At 50.4% G+C, this 24,445-nt stretch carries 20 protein-coding genes and 1 pseudogene; 2 read left to right on the top strand and 19 right to left on the bottom strand.

Annotation, left to right across the window (positions count from 1 at the left end; genetic code table 11):
* Positions 1 to 126 precede the first annotated feature (126 nt).
* Positions 127 to 1,977 (top strand): GH25 family lysozyme, encoded by a 1,851-nt coding sequence (locus M1L66_RS04530; RefSeq protein WP_434691244.1) that lies wholly within the window; start codon positions 127 to 129, stop codon positions 1,975 to 1,977.
* Positions 1,978 to 2,064: 87 nt separating this feature from the next.
* On the opposite strand, the gene M1L66_RS04525 is transcribed toward M1L66_RS04530, so the two are convergent.
* From M1L66_RS04525 to thrC, 3 genes are all read right to left on the bottom strand, one after another.
* On the bottom strand, positions 2,065 to 4,182 hold the full coding sequence (locus M1L66_RS04525) for a glutamine synthetase III (RefSeq protein WP_187022970.1): 2,118 nt from the start codon (positions 4,180 to 4,182) through the stop codon (positions 2,065 to 2,067).
* A 303-nt stretch (positions 4,183 to 4,485) separates the two neighbouring features.
* Positions 4,486 to 5,349, bottom strand: coding sequence for a class II fructose-1,6-bisphosphate aldolase (gene fba / locus M1L66_RS04520; protein WP_156834068.1), 864 nt, complete (start codon positions 5,347 to 5,349; stop codon positions 4,486 to 4,488).
* Between the two features lie 158 nt (positions 5,350 to 5,507).
* Entirely contained in the window at positions 5,508 to 6,995 is a 1,488-nt protein-coding gene (gene thrC, locus M1L66_RS04515; RefSeq protein WP_187022969.1) for a threonine synthase, read from the bottom strand.
* Positions 6,996 to 7,240: 245 nt separating this feature from the next.
* Here thrC and sfsA point away from each other — a divergent pair, with 245 nt between their 5' ends.
* Positions 7,241 to 8,053 carry a DNA/RNA nuclease SfsA gene (sfsA, locus tag M1L66_RS04510; RefSeq protein ID WP_434691239.1) on the top strand — a complete coding sequence of 271 codons (813 nt, stop codon included), beginning with the start codon at positions 7,241 to 7,243 and terminating at the stop codon, positions 8,051 to 8,053.
* Here sfsA and M1L66_RS04505 read toward each other — a convergent pair.
* The 16 genes and pseudogenes from M1L66_RS04505 to M1L66_RS04430 all read right to left on the bottom strand — a co-directional run bounded on the left by M1L66_RS04505 (position 8,050) and on the right by M1L66_RS04430 (position 24,000).
* Positions 8,050 to 8,976 carry a TPM domain-containing protein gene (locus M1L66_RS04505; protein WP_434691236.1) on the bottom strand — a complete coding sequence of 309 codons (927 nt, stop codon included), beginning with the start codon at positions 8,974 to 8,976 and terminating at the stop codon, positions 8,050 to 8,052. The genes sfsA and M1L66_RS04505 overlap by 4 nt on opposite strands.
* Complete coding sequence (locus M1L66_RS04500; protein ID WP_434691234.1) at positions 8,973 to 10,058, bottom strand: TFIIB-type zinc ribbon-containing protein; 1,086 nt, start codon at positions 10,056 to 10,058, stop codon at positions 8,973 to 8,975. The genes M1L66_RS04505 and M1L66_RS04500 overlap by 4 nt, the downstream gene beginning before the upstream one ends.
* A complete protein-coding gene (locus tag M1L66_RS04495) occupies positions 10,055 to 11,326 on the bottom strand; it encodes an SPFH domain-containing protein (protein ID WP_434691232.1) in 1,272 nt (423 codons plus the stop codon). Before M1L66_RS04495 ends, M1L66_RS04500 begins: the two co-directional genes overlap by 4 nt.
* A 165-nt stretch (positions 11,327 to 11,491) precedes the next feature.
* A complete protein-coding gene (locus tag M1L66_RS04490; RefSeq protein WP_434691229.1) occupies positions 11,492 to 12,544 on the bottom strand; it encodes a helix-turn-helix domain-containing protein in 1,053 nt (350 codons plus the stop codon).
* A gap of 124 nt (positions 12,545 to 12,668) precedes the next feature.
* Positions 12,669 to 13,499, bottom strand: a complete 831-nt coding sequence (locus tag M1L66_RS04485) for a deoxyribonuclease IV (RefSeq protein ID WP_187022963.1) — start codon at positions 13,497 to 13,499, stop codon at positions 12,669 to 12,671.
* A gap of 194 nt (positions 13,500 to 13,693) precedes the next feature.
* A complete protein-coding gene (locus tag M1L66_RS04480) occupies positions 13,694 to 14,656 on the bottom strand; it encodes an ABC transporter permease (RefSeq protein ID WP_187022962.1) in 963 nt (320 codons plus the stop codon).
* Positions 14,634 to 15,596 (bottom strand): ABC transporter ATP-binding protein, encoded by a 963-nt coding sequence (locus M1L66_RS04475; RefSeq protein WP_187023044.1) that lies wholly within the window; start codon positions 15,594 to 15,596, stop codon positions 14,634 to 14,636. The genes M1L66_RS04480 and M1L66_RS04475 overlap by 23 nt, the downstream gene beginning before the upstream one ends.
* Positions 15,596 to 18,088, bottom strand: a complete 2,493-nt coding sequence (locus tag M1L66_RS04470) for a hypothetical protein (protein WP_187022961.1) — start codon at positions 18,086 to 18,088, stop codon at positions 15,596 to 15,598. The genes M1L66_RS04475 and M1L66_RS04470 overlap by 1 nt, the downstream gene beginning before the upstream one ends.
* A gap of 7 nt (positions 18,089 to 18,095) precedes the next feature.
* Positions 18,096 to 19,232, bottom strand: a complete 1,137-nt coding sequence (locus M1L66_RS04465) for a sensor histidine kinase (protein ID WP_187022960.1) — start codon at positions 19,230 to 19,232, stop codon at positions 18,096 to 18,098.
* Complete coding sequence (locus tag M1L66_RS04460) at positions 19,222 to 19,929, bottom strand: response regulator transcription factor (protein WP_002601661.1); 708 nt, start codon at positions 19,927 to 19,929, stop codon at positions 19,222 to 19,224. Before M1L66_RS04460 ends, M1L66_RS04465 begins: the two co-directional genes overlap by 11 nt.
* A 122-nt stretch (positions 19,930 to 20,051) precedes the next feature.
* On the bottom strand, positions 20,052 to 20,969 hold the full coding sequence (locus M1L66_RS04455) for a cell wall anchor protein (RefSeq protein WP_434691224.1): 918 nt from the start codon (positions 20,967 to 20,969) through the stop codon (positions 20,052 to 20,054).
* A gap of 53 nt (positions 20,970 to 21,022) precedes the next feature.
* A complete protein-coding gene (locus M1L66_RS04450) occupies positions 21,023 to 21,370 on the bottom strand; it encodes a hypothetical protein (RefSeq protein WP_434691221.1) in 348 nt (115 codons plus the stop codon).
* Entirely contained in the window at positions 21,370 to 22,473 is a 1,104-nt protein-coding gene (locus tag M1L66_RS04445; RefSeq protein WP_434691218.1) for a hypothetical protein, read from the bottom strand. The genes M1L66_RS04450 and M1L66_RS04445 overlap by 1 nt, the downstream gene beginning before the upstream one ends.
* A gap of 111 nt (positions 22,474 to 22,584) precedes the next feature.
* Positions 22,585 to 22,848, bottom strand: a pseudogene (locus tag M1L66_RS04440) (MFS transporter); the annotation flags it as partial.
* A gap of 738 nt (positions 22,849 to 23,586) precedes the next feature.
* Complete coding sequence (locus M1L66_RS04435) at positions 23,587 to 23,721, bottom strand: hypothetical protein (protein WP_434691215.1); 135 nt, start codon at positions 23,719 to 23,721, stop codon at positions 23,587 to 23,589.
* A gap of 42 nt (positions 23,722 to 23,763) precedes the next feature.
* Positions 23,764 to 24,000, bottom strand: a complete 237-nt coding sequence (locus tag M1L66_RS04430; RefSeq protein ID WP_434691212.1) for a MarR family transcriptional regulator — start codon at positions 23,998 to 24,000, stop codon at positions 23,764 to 23,766.
* Between the last annotated feature and the right edge of the window lie 445 nt (positions 24,001 to 24,445).

Here is a 24,445-nt window from a genome sequence, read left to right as displayed (position 1 = left end):
CCTGGCTCGTTGACCGCGGAAATAAAGGTTTTGTGTGGGTATCTGCACTTCGGCGCGGATACCCATCGTAGTTTTAATCGTAGTTTTATCGGAACAACTGACTGCAAGGATGAGGAGGCTGACACTTTGAAACACAGAAGAATTACTGGAAGAATTACGGCGGCAGCGCTCAGCGCCGTCATGGGCTGTTCAGGAGCATTCCTGTACTCCGCCCCGCCCGCCTACGCTGCGGGCTATGAACGGGTAAACGGGTATTATCAGATGCTGGATGGAACCGTGATCGACGGCGTCGTGGCAAGAGGAATCGACGTATCCCGGTGGCAGGGCAATATTGACTGGAATACAGTAGCCGCTGACGATGTGGAATTCGTCATGCTGGGTACCCGGTCAAAAGGGGCGGTAGACCCCTATTTCCACAAAAATGTGAAGGAGGCTTCCGATGCCGGAGTACGGGTCGGCGCCTACATTTATTCACTGGCAACCACACCGCAGATGGCTGTGGAGGAGGCGGATTTCGTCCTCGATCTGGTAAAGGATTATCCGATTTCATTTCCAATCGCGTTTGACGCGGAGGACAGCTCCACACTGGGTTCTCTTCCGCCAGCACAGGTCACGGAGATCATCAACACCTTCTGCGAACGGGTGGAGGCGGCCGGGTATTATCCCATGGTCTATGCCAACGACTACTGGCTGGCCAATAAGATCGATATGACAAACATGCACTATGACGTGTGGGTGGCCCGCTACGAGGTAAAACATAACTTCTCCGATCCGATCATGTGGCAGGCTACCAGCACCGGATCCATCGAGGGCATCAGCGGTAATGTTGATATCAATTTCCTTTACAAGGACTTAACTCCCTATCTCCCGGGGAATCTCTGGAGGACCATCGGGGACAAGACGTATTATTACCAGAACTATCAGATGCAGAAGGACGCCTGGATCAATGACGGGACCGGCTGGTTCTATATGAACGGCGAAGGCCTTGCTTCTACCGGGTGGCTGGAGAAGCTGGGACTTAACTATTATCTCGACGACACGACCGGACGCATGGTGACTGGTTGGAAACAGCTTTCCGACAAATGGTATTTCTTCAATGCCAGTGGTGCGATGAGTACCGGATGGCTGGATGATAACGGCTCGCGTTATTTCTTAAACAACGACGGTACCATGAAGACGGGATGGCTTCAGCAGATGAATCAGTATTATTATCTTGATGAGGCTTCTGGAAAGATGGCTACCGGCTGGAAGCAGCTGGACGGAAAATGGTATTTCCTTCAGGATACAGGTATTATGTCTACCGGATGGCTGGATCAGAATGGCACAAAGTATTTCTTAAACAGCGACGGCTCCATGGTGACCGGATGGCATACGGAAGGTGATAAAAAATACTTCCTGACCGACAGCGGCGCGGCGGCTACCGGATGGCGGCAGTTGGACGGCACATGGTACTATTTCAATCAGGGCGGCGATATGGCCCGCGGATGGATCAATCCGGACGGAAACTGGTACTACTTAAACCAGGATGGCAGAATGCAGACTGGCTGGCTGGAGGACGGCGGCGCAAAGTACTACTTGAGCACCTCTTCCGGAAAGATGACCGTTGGTTGGCGCGATGTTGACGGCGCATGGTACTATTTCAACGGCAGCGGCGCCATGGTCACGGGTCTCACGGAGATCAACGGGCAGCTCTACTACTTAAATCCTGCTGACGGCAAGATGGCGGCTTCCACTACCCTCGATTTTGACGGTGTCGATTATACCGTCGACGCAAACGGCGTCTGCACTAAGGTAGAGGAACCGGTGGAAGGTGCTGCACAGGATGGACAGAACGCCGGCAGTGCACCACAGGACGGACAGAACGCTGGCAATGCACCACAGAATGGACAGAGTGCCGGCAATGCAACACAGGAATCCCCGGCTGACAGCAGTCAGACAACGTCTCCAACGAAAGAGATCGGGCCTGGAATTAAATAAGTAAGACATTGAAAAGCAGCTTCGGCTGCAAAAAAGGAACCGCCTCCCTGTTCATCAGACAGGGGGCGGTTCTTTTTTTATTTTCCCTTATACTTCGAAAATCAGATCTCCATAGCTTGGCATCGGCCATAATTCCTTATCGACCATCATCTCAAGCTTATCCGCCGGAGCGCGGAGCGCTTCCATGGCCGGGACTACGATATCGTGGTAGGCATTGGCCTGCTCCTTATTGTCTTCGATGATGCCGCATTTCTCTGTTACATCAATCAGATTTGCCAGCGCTACCTTCATATCAGAAAGATAGGCGGAGGTCTCTGTCAGAAGTTCGGCCTGGACGCTCACATCGGCCTCCGGGCAGGCGGTCTGTACTTTGCTTAAGGAATCGGCCAGCATGGTCGCATATTTGACGGCCGCCGGGATAATCTGCTTGCCGGCCATATCGATCATGGTTCTGGCCTCGATGTTGATTGCCTTGCTGTATGCCTCATATTCGATCTCAACACGTGATTCCAGTTCGGCTTTCGTAAATACGTTGAACGCTTCAAACATCCGGACTGATGCTTCTGTGGTAAGGGCCGGAATCGCTTCCACCATGGATTTGATGTTCGGAAGGCCTCTCTTCTCGGCCTCTTCCACCCATGCGTCCGCATAGCCGTTTCCATTGAAGATGATTCTTCTATGGGCTGCCAGCTGCTCTTTGATCATATCATGTACCGCTGTATCGAAATCCTCCGCCTTTTCCAGTATGTCGGCCGCTTCCTTGAACGCCTCCGCCGCAATGGTGTTTAATACCACGTTCGGGGAAGAAATGGAATCAGAGGAACCTACCATACGGAATTCGAATTTGTTGCCCGTAAAGGCGAACGGGGATGTTCTGTTTCTGTCGGTCGCATCCTTGAATAAATCAGGCAGTGTCTTGACTCCCGTCTTTAATGTGCCTCCCACCTTGGAATGGGTGGCTTCGCCGGTGCTGCAAAGCTGATCGACCACGTCCTCCAGCTGTTCACCGATGAACACGGAAATAATAGCGGGCGGTGCCTCGTTGGCGCCGAGTCTGTGATCATTTCCAACGTCTGCCGCCGATTCACGAAGCAGATCGGCGTGACGGTCAACGGCCTTTAAGATACAGGACAGCACCAGAAGGAACTGAATGTTCTCATGAGGGGTCTCACCTGGATTTAACAGGTTGATTCCGTCTTCTGTGGTCAGGGACCAGTTGTTATGTTTTCCGGAACCGTTGACTCCGGCAAATGGTTTTTCGTGAAGCAGGCAGTTTAAGCCGTGGCGGCCGGCCACCTTCTTTAAGGTTTCCATTACCATCTGGTTATGATCTACGGCTACATTGACCTGCTCGTAGATCGGCGCCAGTTCATGCTGAGCCGGCGCAACCTCGTTATGCTGGGTCTTGGCCGGAACGCCTAAGCGCCAGAGCTCTTCGTTGACTTCCTTCATATATGCCGCGACACGCTCCCGGATGGCTCCGAAATAATGATCTTCCAGCTCCTGCCCCTTGGGAGGCATGGCGCCGAATAAGGTGCGGCCTGCGTAAATTAAGTCTTTTCTCTGTAAATATTTTTCACGGTCAACCAGGAAATACTCCTGCTCCGCCCCTACGGACGGGACCACACGTTTGGATGTGGTGTTGCCGAATAATCGTAAAATTCTCAATGCCTGCTCGTCAACAGCCTCCATGGATTTTAAAAGAGGTGTCTTCTTATCCAGGGCTTCTCCTGTATAAGAGCAGAACGCGGTGGGAATGCAAAGGGTTACGCCGATGGCGTCTTCTCTTAAAAATGCCGGTGAAGTACAATCCCATGCAGTATAGCCTCTCGCCTCAAAGGTGGCTCTCAAACCGCCTGATGGGAAGGAGGAAGCGTCCGGTTCGCCCTTGATCAGCTCTTTTCCGGAGAATTCCATGATGACTTTTCCCTCGGAGGTCGGTGCTGAAATGAAGGAGTCATGCTTTTCGGCTGTAATACCGGTCAGCGGCTGGAACCAATGGGTATAATGGGTCGCGCCTCTCTCAATTGCCCAGTCCTTCATCGCATGTGCAACAACATCAGCGATGGACGGGTCCAGTTCCGCTCCGTCTTCGATCGTCTTCTTTAATTTCTTGAAAACGGATTTCGGCAAGCGCTCTCTCATGACGGTTTCGTTAAATACGTTTTTACCGAAGATTTCGGCAACATTTACTACTTCGCTCATAAATTTTCCATCCTCTCATTTGGTCTGTGATTTAGACTTCTCGAGTCTCCTCTTTTTTCCTGGTTATGCGCGCAATCATCTGTGACAGATTAAGTCCGTCACTCCGGACTCTCGCTCCGGCGCAGAGTGCGCCTCCCCCGGAGGGTTCTGGTTTTATAGGGCGAACATTCCTATGATACCAGAAATGGCGCCCTCCTGCTGTCAGGAGAACGCCATCGTTCCTTAATTAAAATAAACCATTTCTCTCAAAAATGCAAGTATTTTTTTTAATAATTGCTTTTAAGAATTCAGGATTATTCAAACTTAAGCTTTTCCCACGGAACCAAATAATTCCATCTTCTCTTTGACGGTTGCCTTGATTGCTTCCGTTCCAGGTGCGAGAAGTTTACGCGGGTCAAAGCCCTTGCCTGCTAAATCCTTGCCTGCTTCGATGTATTTACGGGTAGCGTCAGCGAAGGACAGCTGGCACTCTGTGTTTACGTTGATCTTGGCTACGCCGAGGCTGATCGCTTTCTTGATCTGATCCTCAGGAATGCCTGTACCACCGTGAAGTACTAACGGCATATCGCCTACTTTGTCTTTTACGGCAGCCAGAGTCTCAAAGCTTAATCCAGCCCAGTTCTCCGGATACTTGCCATGGATGTTGCCGATACCGGCAGCCAGCATGGTTACACCCAAATCTGCAATCTGCTTGCACTCGTTCGGATCTGCACACTCACCCATTCCAACTACGCCGTCTTCCTCGCCGCCGATGGAGCCGACTTCTGCCTCTAAGGAGATGCCTTTCTCTGCACATACTGCTACGAGTTCTTTCGTCTTCTCAACGTTCTCTTCGATCGGATAGTGAGAGCCATCGAACATGATGGAGGAGAATCCTGCCTCGATACATTTATAGCAGCCTTCGTAGCTGCCGTGATCCAGATGTAAAGCTACCGGAACTGTGATGTTCAGTTCACCGATCATCGCCTTTACCATCGCTGATACTGTCTTGTAACCTGTCATGTATTTACCAGCACCCTCGGATACACCAAGGATGACCGGGGATTTCAGTTCTTCTGCTGTCAGTAAGACCGCTTTGGTCCACTCAAGGTTGTTGATGTTGAACTGGCCAACAGCATACTTTCCGTCTCTTGCTTTTTCAAGCATTTCTTTTGCTGAAACTAACATATCACAAACCTCCAATTCGATTTATATTTATTTCATTTCTACATCATTATATACCATTTCGCGTCATTTGCAAAGATAAATATTTTTTGAATTGTGATTTTTATAACAATCTTACATATTTTCTTACATATCGCCTTTTCCGACCATCATCTTTTCGATTATACCGAAAGAATCCCGGCTACCGTGGCCTGCATCTGATCAATTCCGCACTCCGCGGTATGGCGCACAGGCGCTGTACGGATCTCCTCTACAGCCTGCGGGATGGCAACGCCTGACAGCTCTGCCAGACGGTCCACAATGGCAAATTCATCTTCCTCCGGCCGAACGCCGTCGATGGCCTCCAGAACGCTTCCTGAGAACTTATACGGGCTGGCTGTGGACGCGATAACGGTTTTGGCAGGATCCTTTGTATCTTCTTTATAATGATTGTATACAGACGCTGCGACACCTGTGTGGGTATCAATTAAGTACCCGGTGTCTTCGAAGATCTTTTTAATCGTGGCACGGTTCTCTTCTTCCGACGCAAAGCCTCCAAGAAAATCTTTCATGAACCCGCGCATCTCTTCTGTCACCGTGTAGCTTCCCTTGTCGCTCAATTCCTTCATCAGGGCTGCATTGGCCTTAGCATCGCTGCCGGCGCTTAAATAGATGAGGCGCTCTAAGTTGCTGGAAATGAGAATATCCATGGATGGGGAGGTCGTCAGGATGAAATCGCGGTTCCTGTCGTATGTACCCGTGCGGAAAAAGTCATACAGAACCTTATTCTCATTGGAAGCACAGATCAGGGTCTTCACCGGGACGCCCATCTCCTTTGCCAAATAAGCCGCAAGAATATTGCCGAAGTTGCCGGTAGGCACCGTCACGTTGATCTGCTCCCCTGCTTCGATCTCGCCGGCCTCCAGAAGCTTTGCATAGGCATACACATAATATACAACCTGAGGAACGAGACGGCCGATATTGATGGAATTCGCAGAGGAAAGCTGGCAGCCTTTTTCGGCGAGCGCAGCCGCAAACGCCTTGTCTCCGAATATTTTCTTCACGCCGGTCTGGGCATCATCGAAATTACCGTGGATTGCCACTACGTGAGTGTTATCCCCCTTCTGCGTCACCATCTGAAGCTCCTGAATGCGGCTTACGCCGTCTTTTGGATAGAAGACAATGATGGCTGTTCCTTCCACATCGGCAAAGCCAGCCATGGCGGCCTTACCGGTGTCGCCGGAGGTTGCTGTCAAAACTACAATCTTGTTTTTTACCTGATTTTTCTTAGCGGCAGTGATCATTAAATGCGGCAGAATGGAAAGAGCCATATCCTTAAATGCGATTGTGCTCCCGTGGTATAACTCCAGGAAATAAGCGCCATCCGCCTTTGCCAGAGGAGCGATCTCCCCGGTGTCAAATTTGCTGTCATACGCTCTGGCGATGCAGTTCTTCAGTTCTTCTTCCGTATAGTCGGTGAGGAACAGCTTCATCACCTCATAGGCGGTCTCCTGATACGTCATGCCTGCCAGCTCTTCCATCGTTTTATCAAGCTTTGGGATAAAGGTCGGCATAAATAAGCCGCCGTCGTCTGCCAGCCCCTTTAAGATTGCCTGGGAGGCCGTCACACCGGTCTCGCCGCCGCGGGTGCTTTGATAGGATAATTCCATGATGTCTCTTTCCTTTCTTACTCTTACATATTGTAATTCAGCCGTATTTTCATGCTTTTGGTCTGAAACCTTGCCAGAATTGTAGCATACTTTGTTTGAAGGTGCAACCAGAAACCGCAAAAAAGTTTTCATAGTACGGACATATGTTTTTAGTTTGAGGACATTACATTTCAATTTATTTTTGTCACGTGATGTGGTATGCTAGGAATAGTCTGCGAGGCGTATAGAAAGGATATATTTTAACCATGAGATATGAACATATGATACAGGGTACTTTTATAAGCCGGCCTAACCGCTTTATCGCCCATGTGGCTATCCGGCGAGAGACGGGCGGTGAGGAGGAAACCGTAGTCTGCCATGTAAAAAACACGGGACGGTGCAGAGAGCTGCTTCTGCCGGGCGCTGCGGTAATACTTCAGTTTCATCCGGAGGCCGCGGCACTGGGCAGAAAGACGGAATACTCGCTGATCGGGGTCTTGAAGGAACGAAACGGAGAACTCCTGCTTATCAACATGGATTCCCAGGCTCCGAATCAGGTGGCAGCGGAATGGCTTCATGCCATGGAGCAGGCGCCAACACTGCCGGTGAACGGCTATGACAGTGAAAAGTTTCAGCCGGCGCTCAGACTGGCCAATATTCGCAGGGAGGTCACCCATGGACAATCCCGGTTCGATCTGGCTTTTGATATGGTTTTTGCCTCCTCTTCCGCCTCTGCTTTTCAGAGCCGTACGAAACCTGCCTTTATGGAAGTTAAAGGTGTAACTTTGGAGGAGAACGGCGTCGCCATGTTCCCCGACGCGCCGACCGAGCGGGGCATCAAGCACATTCTGGAACTGGCAGAAGCGGTAAAGGCAGGATATGAGGCCTATGTCCTGTTTGTAATCCAGATGAAGGGAATCCGGGAGTTTACTCCCAATCAAAAAACGCATCCCCAGTTCGGGGATGCGCTGTGCCTGGCCCATGAGGCCGGCGTCCATATTCTTGCTTATGACTGTATCGTGACCGCGGATACTTTAGAAATCGACCGGGCTATACCGGTATTTTTATCCACATACTAAAACTTTCTTCCTCCGCCGCCAAAACTGCGTCCTCCGGAGGAATGAGTCGTACTGCGGCCGGACGAGGACCCACCGCCCCCGGAATGACCGCTGGAAGTATTCTTTGGAATCACAATATGGGTGACGGTCTTATTGACCAGATTATCCGTATTGGCAGAAAAACGGAAGCGGCAGTCTGCCCGGTAGGCTTTTAAGTAATTTTCAGCCTGCCTCCGTTCTTTCTTCATCGCATAGCGGTTCCTGACACCAATGCAGGGGCTTATGGCCGCCAGCAGGGCCACCGCCAGGGCTAACGCGGCCTCTGGCCAGGTTATGCTGCGGTAGACGCTGATTTTACCGGTGTCGCGGTCGTAGTTGTACTGACCGCCCGGTATTCCGGCCGTGTAATATTTGCGGACACCCGCTAAAAATGCTTCGGCACTGGCCGCATAGTCCCCATTCGATGCACCCTCATAGGCGTTATCTAAAATCGTATTCCACCGCTTATCCGTCAAAAAACGGTTCATCGTTCCTACAGGAGCGATATACAGCTCCCGGTTATCCATATCAATCAGGAATATCACACCGCTGTAGTCTTTTCCCGTTCCGAAATTTCCGTTAGTGTAAAAATCTTCACTGTACCTCTCGGCCGACTTTCCACCTGCATCATCCGTGGTGACGATCACCACGTCCATGTTCATGTCTTTCCGCATGGAGGTAATCTCTTCTTCCATGGAACTTTTCTCCGCCTTGCTGAACAGTCCTGCTTGATCGAAGACTCTGGTTTTACCTTCTGCCAGGTCAGAGTTCCCGGAGGCCCAGGCTGTGGACACCATGCAGAATCCAGCCAGAAAGAGAATCGCCGTGGCAAAGAGCAGCAGCCGAAGCAGCTGACTCCCGTTTTTTATGTATACGGATTCACCATTTCTTTGTCGTCTCATCATATCAGATACCCCATCAAAAGCATGAATAAAAAGACCGGGAAGAAAATTTCTGCAAACAGTATCAACAATTTCGTCTTATCAATCGGAAGTTTTCCACAAACTTTTCCCGTTTGTCCATTGACGGTAAAATAGTACATCTCGTTTTTAGCCTGGTCATGATAGGTGAGTGTCCAGACCGGAAGAAGGGCGTATTCCCATTTCTCATCTCTCAGCTGCGCGTCCGATCGGCGAACGCTGACCCGGTCATACGTTCCAACACTTTCTTTTAGGGAATCAAGAGCAAACTGGCGAACCTCGCCGTATACGTCAGCGGAAAAGTCCTGTTCCTCCATATCGCGCCGCTCTGCCACAAAGCCTGACAGATAACCGGGGGTAAAATGTTCCAACTTCTCCATATCATAGGGCAGAACCCCCTCCACCAGCTCTCTGTTTGCCTTTTTTAAAGCATTACGGGTGACATGGCTCACTTCCATGTCGCCTTCCCGGAAAATATCGTACGTCTGGGTCTCTGTATACTGATACCGTCCGCTCACCCAGATTCGCAGCCTGTCGGCCCGGGCCTCCAGCTCTCCTTCCACCCGGCAGCTGTACATCAGATACGGGAAATACACACCGGACATCTTCTGGATCTGGTCCTCTGAATAAAAGGCTTTTGGCACATATCTTTTTTTCTTCATCCACTGGGAAAATATGGCGGTCGCTTTTTCTCTGTCCAGCTGAAAGGGGATGACATAGTCCGGATTATACTCTCCTGACAGCTTTCCGGAAAGAATTACCGGATTGTGACAGTAATAACACATGGTGGCCGCAGTAGTCTCATCGGTTACGATCTCCGCGCCGCAGCTGGGACAGGTGTAAAGGACAGGGGTCCCTTCCATTTTCCGGTCCTCCTGCGTCTCCTCTCCGGCCGTACCGGCGGACGGAAAACCGGTCTGATCGGCCGATGCTTCCGGGCTCAGCCGTTCCAGCTCTTCCTGAGTAAACTCAGACAGACAGTATTCACATGCATATTTCTGTTTGTCAGGATCAAACTGCAGGCCACCGCCGCAGTTCGGACACTTATATGTTATGGTCGCACTCATGGTCTTGGTTTTCCACACTCCGAACAGAATTTTCCATTGTTGGCAGTTCCGCATTCACAGGTCCATGGACCGGCTGGCCGGGGAGTTCCGCATTCCGGGCAGAATTTTCCTGTGTTGACATTTCCACATTTACAGGTCCATGAGTCACCTAACTGGCTTGCTGCCTGTCTGGCCTCAGACGCCTGCTGTACAAAGGACGGGGTTCCGGTTCCCGGTATCGGGCCATTGCCGCCTGCCTGGCCGGCGCCCTGCGTCGGCTGCGCTCCTGCCATCTGGTTCATCTGCATCTGCTGTAAATTCGCATTGGAAGCTGCGCCCATGAAGCCGCCTCCCGCGTTCATACCGACACCCATGCCCATAAAGCCAGCCATGGAGCCGTGCGCATTGCTTCCGGCTGCCTCCATGCCTCTGGCTACCGATCCCTGAACATAGCCTTCCCGCACGCCGGGATCGCTCAGCATGGCTCCCTGGTTTCTCATATTAATCAGATTCTTGGACTCTTCATCATACGAGATGCTGGCAATACCTACAGACTGAATCTCCATGCCTCGTATGGCCTTCCACTGACTGTCCAGAGTATCCGCCATGTAATTGCCCAGCTCTCTGCCCTTGGAAGCCACATAGGATATGCGGATCCCGTCAGCCGACATCTGATTAATGGAGGACTGCAGCGCCTCTAAAAATTCGGACAAATACTGCTCATTGATATCCGTTACCTCGACTCTTGCCTTGTTTTTCGGAATAGCCTCGGCGTAGAATAACAGCGGATCCGTTACCTTGATCGAGTACGTACCGTGGGCACGAAGAAACAGTTCTGCATTATAAAACTGGTCAAAATAGTTAATCGGATTCGGGGTTCCGAACTTGATTCCCTTGATCTCCTGCAGGTTGATAAAATAGACCTTCTGAGACGTAGGAGTTTCGCCGCCGAAACGCACACGGTCAAAGGACTCTTTAAGCGCCTCCCCGAACTGTCCGTTAAACAGGGATGGCAGGGAGGAATTCTTGACGGTATAATATCCCTCTTCCGCGGTGTAATCGATAATCTTGCCTCCATCTACCAGAATCATGAACTGATTGGGGTACACGTGGATGACGGAACCGTCGGAAATCGTATTATCCGTTCCCTTCGTGTTGGACCCTCTGCGGATTTTCACGCCGCTGGTGAAGACTGTCTGATCTCCCATATTACCTGACTCAATGACCTCCAGCCACTGGTCTGCCAGTGAACCGCTGATCGCGGTCGTAACTGCTTTTATAATTCCCATGTTGCTGCCTCCTGTCACGTTTATTAGAATAAAGAATGCGCCTCCTGCCCGGAGGGCTTATTGTGTAATAGGAATACTTTCCTATTATACAATAAATATCCCGATATGAGTATAGTATACCATACCGGGATTCCATCCATCTACAAAATTTTCTATTACGATTTTTTACTTTCGGTACTGCTCGATCAGCTGCCTGAATTCCTCATTGCTCTGAAGGAAGTCGTATTTTGAGCTATTCTCGAATTCGTATAAAATAGGCGGAATGATCTGCTTCGTATAAGTTTCCGGGACACCCTTAACCGGAATATGCCGGAATAAAGGCGAGTTATTCATCTCCCACGGCGTTGCCGCCGCCTTCAAAAGTTCTTTGATCATTCTGACGCTCTGTGCCTCATCTTCCCGGTCGAGTGCCGCCTGCAGCGCGATTACCAGCCCGTTATAGTTCCACAGTCCCATTTGCTCCGCAACGGCCTTCCAGCGTTCCCCTATGTCTGTGGCGTCCTCCGGCCGTCCCTCTTTCACTGCAATTTCAGCGAGGCTTAAGAGCACGCCCTCCAGCTCATTCAGCCGCGTGATGAGTGTCTGCTCCATCAGGCGGGCCGCCTCATCAAGCTTTTCCTGCCTGATATAGAGATTCGCCTGGATCTGACGTTTATCCATATGGTTTCTTTCCGGAAGCAAATCCAGCATCTTCTGTGACTTTTCATATTCCATACGAACCATATATTTCGATGCCAGCATAAACCGGGCGCCAGTGGCGACTTTCTCATCACCGCACTCCGCCGCTCGCTCATACAGAGAGAGAATCTCCTCCGCATACTCCTCCCGCTCCTCAGAACACGAACCTTTTATAAACCACGCTCCGTCTAACACCATCGCAGCCCTGTGAATCAGCGGACCGCATGCAGGATATTCCTGTACCTTTTCCCGCACCAGCCTGATACCCGCGCTCATTCCATCCGCGCGGACCGCCTCCGCCACCTCTACACAGAATCCGGCGATCTCCTGTTCCGTCAATTCCTCCTTGAAGCAGAGCAGCGTATTCAAATCCGTTTTCAGCAGACGGGCCAGCGCAGGCAATAACGAAACATCAGGGCAGGTGATCCCTTTTTCCCATTTATTCACGGCTGGCGCAGATACTCCTAAATACTCCGCAACCTTCTCCTGGGTCATTCCCAGTTCTTTTCGTTTTTCACGTATTACCGCATTCATTGCCATACATAATCCCTCCTGTTTTCTATGAAGAAGGGCCCTTCATGGTCTTATTATAGCAGGCTTCGAACTGGTATACAATTGAGTGTCTTTTAATTCATGGTTTTGTTTTTTAACTATAAGTTATTTTTTATCTGCTTGCCTCTCTCATGACTGCAATCTCCCTGGCATACCCGGGAAGCTCATTCGGTGTCTCTAAATAAAACGGCAGATCTTTTAAAGCCGGATGCGTTACCACGCGCTTCAGCGCTTCCTCCCCAATACAGCCTTCCCCGATCTTCGCATGGCGGTCCTTATGGGCACCCAGCGGATTCAGACTGTCATTTAAATGAATGGCCTTCAGCTTTTCCAGACCGATGATCTTGTCAAACTTCCCAATGACGCCCTCCAAATCATTTACAATATCATAACCTCCGTCCCACACATGGCATGTATCGAGGCAGACGCCCATGCGTTCCTTACACTCCACACGGTCTAATATCTCCCGCAGTTCTTCGAATTCACGGCCCACCTCGCTTCCTTTCCCGGACATGGTTTCAAGGAGAACCGTAGTACGCTGCTCCGGTTTCAAAATCTGGTTCAGCATATCCGCAATGAACGCGATCCCCGCCTCTGCCCCCTGTCCCACATGGCTTCCCGGATGGAAATTATAGCAGTTGCCGGGCGTATACTCCATACGCCTCAAGTCATCCGCCATCGTATCTCTCGCAAGCTCTCGCAGATGCTCATCCGCAGAGCAGGCGTTCAGCGTATAAGGAGCGTGGGCCAGGATCCGCTCGATCCCGTTCTCCTTGGCAAATGCCAGGAACCGTTCCACGTCATTTTCATCGATGGCCTTCGCCTTCGTTCCCCGCGGATTCCTGGTAAAAAACTGAAACGTATTTGCATCAATCTTCACAGCCTCTTTTCCCATGGCAAGATAACCTTTCGAAGATGATAAATGACATCCAATTGTCAGCATATGTTTTCTCCTCTTATTTTTTAAATTTTGCAGAGAGCGTGTCCGGCCAATCCCTGATATTCCCGCATTCTGCAATCTGGATACAAGCTATAAAAATGAACGCGGCCAGCGGACACACGTATTTTGTGTCCAACAGCCACGTTCAAAGTCTTTATTTGCAGGGAATGAGCCAAACCGTGACACGGCGCTTCGCCTTAAGACTGGCCGCCAGCCGCCGGAACACTCACCCCCACCTTACTCTTTACCTTCTGCTGTTTTACCGGTTTTCTCTTGACCGGATTGATGGCGCGAATAGCGACCAGCAGGAAGATCGCAGACAGAGCCAGCTGGATGATGATGCTTATGACCACCCAGTAATTCATGATGAAATTCTCCGGATGCGGGCCAAACCATCGGCTTAAGCTTCCGGTGACCTGGTTATCTCCTGCCTGACCGTTAATCATCACGTAAAATGTGGCGACTGGATTCAGGAGCAGCAGATATAAGAATCCGCCGGAATTCGCCTGCTCCGTCATGGAACCAACCGAGCTTATGTAGGTGTTGTTCATGTTCATGCGGGCGATGGAAAGTGCAAACACGTTAACCGCATACGTTCCCGCCGCAATCAGTATCAGAATACCGTAGGTTACCACCGTCGCAATGGTGGAACGCTTGAAAATGGCCGAGAAACAGATTCCCATGCTCCCAGTGAGCAGTGCTACCGCCACATAACACAGGAGAAGCAGGCAGACGTCATAAAACGTGATGCCGCCGTATACAAAGGACACGGCCAGCAGCGGGAAGCTGGATACGATCAGAATAAACATGGTCGAAAAGGACGCGCTCAGCTTTCCCAATATAATCTCCGACGGCTTCATCGTCGTTGTCAGCATCAAATCCAGCGTCTGACGCTCCCGCTCTCCGCTGACGCTTCCGGCAGTCAGAGCCGGCATGATGAACATCAGCATGACGAACTCCACCACGCTTACAAATACATACAGATTCAGGAAGGAGGAGTACTGGATCTCCGCTGTTATCTTTACTCTCGCAACCACGGAATACATGTTAAGCAGGGCCACCAGGGCCAGAATTCCGTTAAACACCATGATGATCAGTGCCAGCCTGAAGCTTCTGGAGCTGACCGTGGTCTCTCTTTTATATACCGGATTCATTTTCATGTACTAACACCGCCTTTTCTACATCGTGGTCAGTTATCTGCATAAATAAGGATTCCAGGCTTCCCGGTTCACGGATAAACCCGTGCACCATCACTTCCGCATCCACCAGCTGCTGAAGCAGAACCGCCTCATCCTCCTCGTCCCCGACGAACTGGACCATGATATTGCCTTCCTTTACGGAAATGGTCTGTACGCAGGGCTGGCTCTTTAAAATCGTCAGCGCCTTCTCCTTGCTCCCCAGAATGGAAATGATCAGCGGATTTGAGGTATTAACCCGGCGCAGGATCGCTTCCATGCTGCCGCTTAAGACCATCTTTCCCTGATCGATGATCCCGATGTCCGTACAGAGCTCGGAAAGCTCGGAGAGGACATGGGAGCTGATCAGGATCGTCTTTCCCTGCTCCCGCAGTTCTTTTAGGATCTCCTTGAATTCAAACCGGGTTCTCGGATCCAGTCCGGAGGTCGGCTCATCCATGACGAGAAGGGACGGATCGTGGATCAGCGCCCTGGCGAGGCACAGCCTCTGCTTCATACCGCGGGATAAGCCGTCCACATAGAAATTCACCTTGTCTTCCAGTCCAACCTGTTCCAGAAGCGTCATATAACGCGTTCTCGCCTTTAATCCGCCTATTCCATAGCAGGAGGCGAAAAACTCCATGTATTCACTGACCTTTAAATTGTCGTATACGCCGAAGAAATCCGGCACATATCCGATTTTAAGCTTCAGCTGGGACAGGCCGCCGGTTACATTCACACCGTCGATCAGCACCTGCCCCTCGTCCGCCTCTAAAAGTCCGGTCATAATCTTGATGGTTGTCGTCTTTCCGGCTCCGTTGGGCCCCACGAATCCGTATAGCGCTCCATCGCCGATGTCCATGTCCAGACCGTTCAGCGCATAAAATTTTCCAAATGTCTTTTTTAAGTTTCTGATCTCCAGCATCATTTATCCTTTCCCATGACGGTCAGCATCGGCAGTGTCACCCAGCTGTAATCCGTGTTGTTGTCAAAGATATATTTGATTGTCATCGTATTTCCAGGAGACAGATAAGGCTCCAGTTCATCTGCAGCGTAGACGCTCTTTCCGGTATCCATCAGATCGTAAATTCCCGTATCGTGATTGTAGAAATAGAGGCTTCCGCTGAACATAGACAATCCATTGTTCTTCTCACCTTCCAGGAATTCATCCGAAATCTTTTCAAATGTCAGGCTCTCCACCTCGATGTCATTCCCCAGGGAGTACTCTAAAATCGTCGGGTCCATGCCGTAGACAGAGTTGCTGGCCGCGTAATACTGGCCGCTCACGACGTGAGGCGCCTTCATCAGAGCCGAACGGCAGGTATAGCCGTTCTTCTTCGTGCTGATATCCAGGGCAGAGGTGAACATGGTCATACCGTAGGTATCGAAGTCACCCTTTGCCAGGAAGTTGCTGTCAGACTGCTCTCTGCTGAACGCCACGATCCGCGCCTCCGGACTGTAGACAGAGGCATACGTGTCGAGGTAGAAGCCCAGGATGTTTGCCCGGGAAAGTGCCAGCATGTAGTTCTCATCCTCGATATCCGGCTTCTCATACTGATAGCCCCCCGTCACACGCTCCGCAATTAAATAGGAGCTGTTCAGCGGATAATTGATGACCTTCAGACCGTCCAGCGACATCGTTTCTCCCGGCCCCAGTTCATCGATCACGATCATCTGGCCGAACATCATCACTCCTACCTTTTCCACCGGGAACGAGTACCGGTTCGTCACGGTACCGCTTATCTGGCCGTCAAACAGAGTGACATTCCCCGTAAGTCCCTGGTGCTCGGTGTTGGGACTCTTCTTCACAAGCGAGAAATATTTGGGAGTGAAGGCAACCACGTTCTGAGCAGATATCTTTGTCTCATTCAACCCGTACTCGACCCGCACCCTGCTCTCCTCCGTGCCTGTAAACTTGGGCACCGGCGTCATATCATAATAATAGCTTCTGGTTATGGGAAGCAGGTCATAGCCCGGATCCAGTGAAACCGCGTACGGTTTGTTATACGGAGTCCGTATGTTGATGTAGGTATATTCATCGATGGATTTCTCCGACGTATCCAGAATCGTGGCGTAGGTGAAGAACGTATTCTTAAACCGGGTTCCGACTCCCATAAGGTAGATGACCGCCGCAAAGGTAAGGGACAGAACGACCGCCCCCGTCCGGTAAAATCTTCTCCGCTCCTGCTTCTTTAACAGCAGGTAAAGCCCCGGTCCTACCAGAATGATATAACCGAGAATCACAATCACATACAGCGGCATATTCGGAAGCTTATCTACATTGCCTGTATTCAAAATGCCCTGAACCGACCAGTATTTGCTGGAATTGCCGTAATAGAGATAGGAGGATAAGTTGTTCAGCTTATCTTCTCCCAAAAGCGCAGTCAGAAGCTTATCCACGTAGGAACGCTGTGTCTCACAGAAGTCCGAGATATCCACGAAGTCATAGGCGGCGACTCCCACCAGTCCCTTTCCTTTCGGAGTCGATGTGAGAACCGGAAACTCGTCATTGGCCAGCACTTCAGTGCCGCCCTTTAACGAGATGTCGGCGCAGGTCAGATTGATAAAGGAATCTCCCGGGCCGTCGGTGGCATATTCCACGCCCATATCCACGGAACGCACATCCGGCGTGGGAAATGCCGTCTCGACAATCTCCTCACGGAACGCCGCCAGCGTATCATTGGCGCGGCCGCCGGTTCCGATTAACAGCGTTCCGCCCCCTCTGACCCACTCCCAGACAGCGTCAGTCTGGCTGTCTGAAAGCTTTCTCGTATCGTAATCCGTGATCAGCAGTACATCCAGCAGATCCATCCCGACAGCCTTATCCGGCATGGTATCCGCCGTCAGATTAAATGTCTTCGTCCTGACCGAGCTGTAATTGACGCCCACACCGTTTAAATAGTTCAAGCTGTCCGGAGAATCGGAAAGGATGCCCACATACAGCTCTGCGACTTCGCGGCTCACATTGATTCTCAGACGTTTGCGTACAAGCTCCGTGCCATTTCCATCGAACAGCTTTACATACAGAATCTCACCTCTGCCTGCCGGAATGTCCAGGGTCTTCTCCAGGTTCTCCCCTGCGGACAGGGTCAGCGGGTAATCGTAATCATAAATCTCATAATCGGACTCCATTGCCTGGATTCGAAGAGTCCCTTCAAACGCCTTCTGCTCCTGATTGGCCAGGGATATCTGAACCGGCACATAGCGGCCGCTCTTGGCCGCCCCGTCATATCCGTAAGTCACGTCCATCACGACCGGTGACGACGCCAGATAAATATCGGACTCGGTATTTAAGTTGTTCGCCGGCTCTGTCATATTCTGCGCAGCATAGGCATTTACACAGGAGGCAGGCAGTAAAACACTGCCTGCCATGCTCAGTATCACCGCCCATACGAGGGTATTTTTTCTGAATCTCATCCTTTTGTCATCCTATCTTTCCAAAGTTTTCCTTGTTAACGTCAAAATTCACTTTCAGTTTCACCGTAAATACCGTACCGGATAAATCGCTGGTCACGGTGATCGAACCGCCGTGCATATCCACGATATTCTTCGAGATGGCAAGGCCAAGTCCGGTTCCCCCCGTGTTGGTGGAACGGGACTGCTCCACACGGTAAAACTTGTTAAAGATAAGCGGCAGTTCATCCGCCGGGATCACATAGCCATAGTTAATAACAGAAACCGTGACAATCTCATCATCCGCGTGCAGCTTCACCATGATCCGTTTTCCATCCGCGCCGTATTTGATGGCATTGTTAATCAGATTATCGAAAAGCCGGGCCAGCAGATTCCCATCTGCAGTAATCACCTTGACGGGGACGTTGCTCTGAAGTTCATACGATAAATTCTTGTCTACAAAGCTGGGATAGAACTCTTCCAGCAGCTGGCTCAGCAGTTTCACCACATCCACCTGGCCAACATGCATGGAAAGCTTTCCGTAATTCATCTTTGTAAACCCAAATAAGTCTTCAATCAGCTTTTCCAGACGCTTCGTCTTCACATATGCGATATTTATGTACTTTTTCTGTATCTCCGGTTCCAGCTTCACGTCGCCGGAAAGCAGCTCTAAGTAACCGATAATGGAGGTAAGCGGAGTCCGCAGGTCATGGGCCACGTTGGTAATCAGCTCATTCTTCGTCCGCTCGGATTCTCTCTCCTTATCCATCAGCTCCTTTAAGTCTTCTACCATCTTATTTAAGTTGGCAGCCATGGAAGAGAACTCGTCGTCTCCTTCCACCTCCACGGTGACATTCAAATCCCCTTCGGAAATGTTCTGCATGGCATCGGAAATCTTCGTGATATAGCGGAGCGACTTTTCCTGAAGAATCATGAAAGTGACAGTAAAGACAAGGATGCCAAAGAGCACATACATCAGAATAACCACCACGTCAAAGGAGACGAGAATCGATATAAAGAAATTATCGATTCCCGCATTGTCCATATAGGTGGCGATCAGAGATACGTTGGTAACGAGAAAGACCTCGATCAGGACGGTAACGACCGCGCTGTAAAAAATATTTGTTATCACACGGGTGCGGAAGCGCCGGTTCATATCATTTTTCAATTTTGTACCCTACCCCCCACACTGTGGTGATAATCTTATTCTGCCTTGTGTCTTCCTTCATCTTGCCGCGCAGACGTCTGATATGTACCATGACCGTGTTATTGGCCTCATATACCTTTTCATTCCACACCTTCTCGAATATCTCATCCGTGCTGAACACACGGCCCGGATTGGACGCCAGAAGATAGAGGATATCGAATTCAATCGGGGTCAGCTTGATCTCTTCCCCGTAAACGGTCACTTTGTGGTTGTCTTTGTTGATAATCAGTCCGCGGATGGTAATCTCGTTGCCCGCCTTCTCATTCACCGCACTGTTGGGGTTTAACTGGGTGTAGCGGCGCAGCTGGGACTTCACACGGGCCGTCAGCTCCAGCGGGTTAAACGGTTTCGTCACGTAGTCGTCGGCTCCCGTTCCCAGTCCCATGATCTTGTCTAAATCGGTGGACTTGGCGCTCAGCATGATGATCGGTATGTTGTTTGTCTCTCTGATCTTTCTGCACATCTCCATCCCGTCCATGCCCGGCATCATAATATCGAGCAGAACCAGATGGATCTCATTTTTATCCAGAATATCCAATCCGTCCATGGCGTTATTAGCCTTAAATACTTTATATCCGTCACTGACCAGATAGATCTCTACCAGCTCAGCAATCTCTTTTTCATCATCTACCACCAGAATGTTCGTAGTTTCTGACATGAAAAATACCTCCCTTGTGTTATTTCAGCTTTAGTCTGTTTCCATTCTACCACAAGAAAGGTATCTTTGCTTTACTATTTTCTTACAAAATTACCATGGAATTTCCTACTCCCGCGGCCTTTTTAAGATTCTTTCCGCCCGCCGTCCGCCGTTTTTTCCTCAGCCCTCTTTTTAACCGCCATAAATCGGATTACGAGCGCGGTCAGGACAATGGTCAGGACGATCAGCCCCGCCACGGTGAGGGGCAGTCCCAGGCCGGATCTGCCTGTCTTTGGAAGGCTTTCCAGCGTTTTACGATCTGCTGGAGGGATAAGTTTCGGTTTTTCCTGCGGTTTCAACTCCGGATTTGCCTCACCCGGATCGCTTAAGTTAATCCAGAAATTCCTATAGCCGAAATAATAGCCCGAATGGCCCCAAATATCTCCGCCCGGATCCTGGTACGTCTGATTGATGGATATCTCACTCTCCATGGATTCCAGCGTTCCGTATGAAATCTCCGAGCCTGGATATTCCCAGAGATAGATGGTCCCCGTATCCGGCATGACCACCTTTGGCGCCGCCCCCTCATCCGTCTCCTGAATCTCTGCCCTGTGCTCTTCGGCAAAGCTGTAACCGTCGTATACACTTAAGAGTTCTTCCATCTTAATCCAGCCCACGGTGGCGCCCTCATCCCAGCTGTAGTCTTCCGCCGGCTGTCCTTCGTCATTTAAAACGTACTGGACCAGTCCCCATTTCCCGGACATGCCCTTGTCATACGTCATGGACACGTACAGAACAGGGCCATTGGCAAGGATATCAAGGACATTTCTCTTCTCGGGACTCTCCATGACCGCCACATATCCGTCGGCGCCATTGGCGTAATAACGGCGTCCCTCGTAATCGCAGTCTTCGTAATGCTGGTCGTAAAAAGAATCGTCCGGCGTCCAGATCACATCGGCTGCCGCTCTCTTTCCCGGCGTCAGCAGCAGTAACGCCGCCAGAGCCAGAAGGAATACGGCTGCCTCCCGGATAGGTCTTAATGTTCCAATCTCTATTTTCATAATCTCCGCCTCGCTTTCTGCTTCACTTAATCTGATTCATCTCTGTCCGACGCTTAAATGTATCGTGTAATCATCGCTCCCAACGTAAAGGAAACCAGGTTCGCACCAATCGAAAAGAGCCAGGGATGCCGTATGTTCCCTGCCGCGGCCTTATAGCACACCGCTTCCACTGCAATTGCCGCCGCTTCCAGTCCTACAGTAATTACGGTACGGTTCCAGCCCAGATACAGACAGTTCACATAGTAGAGAAATACCACAGCCGGATTCGTCAGCAGATTAACCAGTAAAACCAGCAGCATATCCCATCGGTCCCGCACACCGGCCAGCCAGCCGAAGCCTTCCTCCAAAGCAGCCGTAAGCCCCAGCGACACCAGCAGAACGGGAACAATCCACAGCCCCATCACTCCGCCACCTGCTTAAGTCCCCAGCCCAGAAGCAGCAGGGACACCACCGCCATGAGAGCCATACCGACCGGAGAGGAGGCATTTCCCGCCATAAACCGGATGCCAGACTGTACCGGGCCTCCGACGCTGCTTCCGCCGAGCCAGGCCGGGCAAAATCCCACAAAAAGGCCGAATGTCAGCAGACCGAAGCCAAAGCCCTTCGCCCCCGGAAATACCTTCGAAACAGCCCACAGGGTCAGCGGCATGGACATATTCCAGAAAAATACTGCCAGAATCCCCGCAGCCGGATAAACCAGGCAGAGAAATCCCACCGCAGCCGCGCACATGGAACGGAAGGCAGTTCTCTGAATGCTCAACTTATCGGCTAAAACGCCTCCCGCCATCTTTCCAAGCACAACAGCGCCAGCCAGAATGAAACCGCTTCCCGCCAGTGTATCTTTCCATGGGAAATTCTGTATCATACCGGAGTAGGACCGCAGAATCACTGCCGCCAGGAAACAGGCAGCCGCCATCAGTGTCCTGCCTGACTGCACAGAGCTGGACGGCATCGAGCTTGACGGCACAGAGCTGGACGGCACAGAGAAGGAAAACGGCGCATTGCCGGATGTAAGCCACAGCTTCTCTCTTCCCGCAGCCGCGCGGATCACCACCGCCGAAAGAATCAAAAGACCGCCGATCCACACAGCCGCCTCCGTTCCGGCCCGGCCGAACATGGTTCCCAGAAATATCCCCAGCGCGCCGGGAGCCACAAAGATTCCCAGCGGAGCCGCTTTCCTCTCGCTGCGGTTCAGGACATCGATCCCGCCGCCCACATGAAAGCAGGCGTTGCCAATTCCGGCCACAACGGCAGCTCCGGCCGGAAATCCCGCGATTCCGAGCAGCAGCCCGGCCAGAACACCGGCACAGCCTCCCACAGCCACACAGCTGTTGCGGTCCAACCGGTCGACCGCCGCCCCGATCGGCATCTGCAGGGCAAACGCGCAGAAATTATAAAGAAGCAGCCATAAGTACCACTGCTCTCCTCCCAACACATATGTGTAAACCAGAAAGGCGCAGGATAAGTCCACCGCCATATGTACAAGAGCATAAATCCCTGTCATAGACCTCCCACCGCCTTTCCTCTGTTGTTTTCTTCGTTATAAACTCATTCTATCATTTTACCCTCGCAATATCTTTACTTTTTTCCTAATATTTCTCTACATTCATGCGCAGATGGCCGCCGCCGTGGCAAAGTCCAGCATCACCATAATATTCCTCTTATTCACCCGGTCCGCAATAATTCCTCCCACAGGGAACAGTACGATCATAGGGATAAATGCGCACGCCGAAATCGTCCCAAACAAAGCCGAAGACCCGGTCTGATTCAGCAGATAAAGCGGAAGCGCATACCTCAAAATCTGATTGCCAAACAACGATATAATCTGGCCGATAACCACGAGCAGAAAATCTTTAGAAAAACCTCTGTCACTCTTCATCTATTACAACTCCTTTATCTTTTATTGTTTCCACGGACATATTTATTCTATCTCCATTTTATTTCCTTGTTAACAATATTTGCAAAGGGAAATTTCTCGATCACCGCCCCATGTAAAAAAAAGAAGGCCCTTCTCATTGAAGGCTCTTCTCAGTTTTAGTTATATGGTATGTATATCTGACTAATCGTTTTTCGTACATTTGCTTTATTCGTCGGATAAATAGTATAGCGTTACAAAATAATAAGCTTATTTTACTTTAGTATGGGGAGGGATTATAGGAAGAAGATTTAGCCATAAAAATAACGTACTAATCAATAAACCGAGATGGCATATACAAAATTATTGTGTTTCCGGCATATCATAATATCTTATGGAAACCCCATTATAAAAATTTCTTGTAATAGTTTTTCCAAAAATAAGGAAATTTACTGCTGTTCCATGCCCGGAGAAGTAATTATAGACCTGTTGCGTTTGACTGTTTTTAAGCCATACGCCCTGAATTATATAAATTCGGGGCATACTCCTATCCTGCAAGATTGTCTCAGGGCAGATTTATCCCTGGCGATAAAAACATTTTGAAAATAGTTATATTTGTAGTTATGAAATCAGAACCGTTTGCTCCCAGGATCGGCAAAGGAATCCAAGGAATATACCATTATTATGTACATTCAAACGCCAGAACATATGATATCCGCTGTCACCCTGGATACAGTTTTTCTTAGTTTTTATTAACGCCCTCTATAACTGGTCATACCCGACGCTGTCGGCATCCACCCCAAGCTTTTTAGTCTCATGATCCAGGTGGCGCTTATATGCTTCCACGAACCGGAGCATCCCATCGAGTTGTTCCTCAGTCACCTGATCGAATACCACTTTATCCCGATCCTCGAACTCCTGATGCAGTTCCTCATGGATCTAAAAGACCTGTTCGCCCTGTTTTGTAAGTCTAAAGTAGATTTCCTTCCGGTTCTCCGGTTTCTGGTAGCTCTCAACGACTCCCTTTTCCATAAGTTTCTTTGTAATTTTGCTGATTGCACTTCTGGTCATATAGAAAGCCTCAGCAAGCTTTGTCACATTAGAGTCCGTATTTTTTCCAATATATTCGATGCAGTGCACTTCCGAAGGCTTATACCCCTTCAGCAGTCTTTTCATCTACTTATCCAGAAAAATCCTCTTATTAAACAAATCCCAGAACCCGTCAAAAACCTGTTCTTCCTTGCTCATGCCCCAGCCTCCCATTTTCCATGTGCTGCTTTATATAAAATACTCTATCAAAACTTCTATATCCCGCTGTCCCTATCCTTTACTTCCCACCGCCTCCGCATTTTTCCCAGCGCAGCCGGTGCCAGCGGACTTTTCACAGCCTAGTACAGCATTGCGTAAGTTTCGGTGAATCATGTGCTTGATATTTGCGTCAGGGGCGCGTCCGCGAAGCGACGGCGTAGTGGACCCTACGTCTAGCTTCGTGGGCGTGACCCTGGCGTGAATAGCGAGTACAGAATTTACTGGAACTTATGCAGCGCTGTACTAGCCGAAAAAGAGAGGGCGGCCGGCAGTTTGGAATTGGCGAACTGTTCGCGAGGTCGCTGGGAGTTAG

It is taken from the genome of Hungatella sp. SB206 (genome assembly GCF_051132295.1).
In the GTDB taxonomy this organism is placed as follows: Bacteria; Bacillota; Clostridia; order Lachnospirales; family Lachnospiraceae; genus Hungatella; species Hungatella effluvii.
This window is presented reverse-complemented; position numbering and strand designations above follow the sequence as displayed.

Coding starts and splice junctions, on each gene's coding strand:
- M1L66_RS04525 (WP_187022970.1), bottom strand. CDS start 4,182: ATGAGCGAAGTAGTAAATGTTGCCGAAATCTTCGGTAAAAACGTATTT.
- fba (WP_156834068.1), bottom strand. CDS start 5,349: ATGTTAGTTTCAGCAAAAGAAATGCTTGAAAAAGCAAGAGACGGAAAG.
- thrC (WP_187022969.1), bottom strand. CDS start 6,995: ATGGAATTATCCTATCAAAGCACCCGCGGCGGCGAGACCGGTGTGACG.
- sfsA (WP_434691239.1), top strand. CDS start 7,241: ATGAGATATGAACATATGATACAGGGTACTTTTATAAGCCGGCCTAAC.
- M1L66_RS04505 (WP_434691236.1), bottom strand. CDS start 8,976: ATGATGAGACGACAAAGAAATGGTGAATCCGTATACATAAAAAACGGG.
- M1L66_RS04500 (WP_434691234.1), bottom strand. CDS start 10,058: ATGAGTGCGACCATAACATATAAGTGTCCGAACTGCGGCGGTGGCCTG.
- M1L66_RS04495 (WP_434691232.1), bottom strand. CDS start 11,326: ATGGGAATTATAAAAGCAGTTACGACCGCGATCAGCGGTTCACTGGCA.
- M1L66_RS04490 (WP_434691229.1), bottom strand. CDS start 12,544: ATGGCAATGAATGCGGTAATACGTGAAAAACGAAAAGAACTGGGAATG.
- M1L66_RS04485 (WP_187022963.1), bottom strand. CDS start 13,499: ATGCTGACAATTGGATGTCATTTATCATCTTCGAAAGGTTATCTTGCC.
- M1L66_RS04480 (WP_187022962.1), bottom strand. CDS start 14,656: ATGAAAATGAATCCGGTATATAAAAGAGAGACCACGGTCAGCTCCAGA.
- M1L66_RS04475 (WP_187023044.1), bottom strand. CDS start 15,596: ATGCTGGAGATCAGAAACTTAAAAAAGACATTTGGAAAATTTTATGCG.
- M1L66_RS04470 (WP_187022961.1), bottom strand. CDS start 18,088: ATGAGATTCAGAAAAAATACCCTCGTATGGGCGGTGATACTGAGCATG.
- M1L66_RS04460 (WP_002601661.1), bottom strand. CDS start 19,929: ATGTCAGAAACTACGAACATTCTGGTGGTAGATGATGAAAAAGAGATT.
- M1L66_RS04455 (WP_434691224.1), bottom strand. CDS start 20,969: ATGAAAATAGAGATTGGAACATTAAGACCTATCCGGGAGGCAGCCGTA.
- M1L66_RS04450 (WP_434691221.1), bottom strand. CDS start 21,370: ATGGGGCTGTGGATTGTTCCCGTTCTGCTGGTGTCGCTGGGGCTTACG.
- M1L66_RS04445 (WP_434691218.1), bottom strand. CDS start 22,473: ATGACAGGGATTTATGCTCTTGTACATATGGCGGTGGACTTATCCTGC.
- M1L66_RS04430 (WP_434691212.1), bottom strand. CDS start 24,000: ATGAAAAGACTGCTGAAGGGGTATAAGCCTTCGGAAGTGCACTGCATC.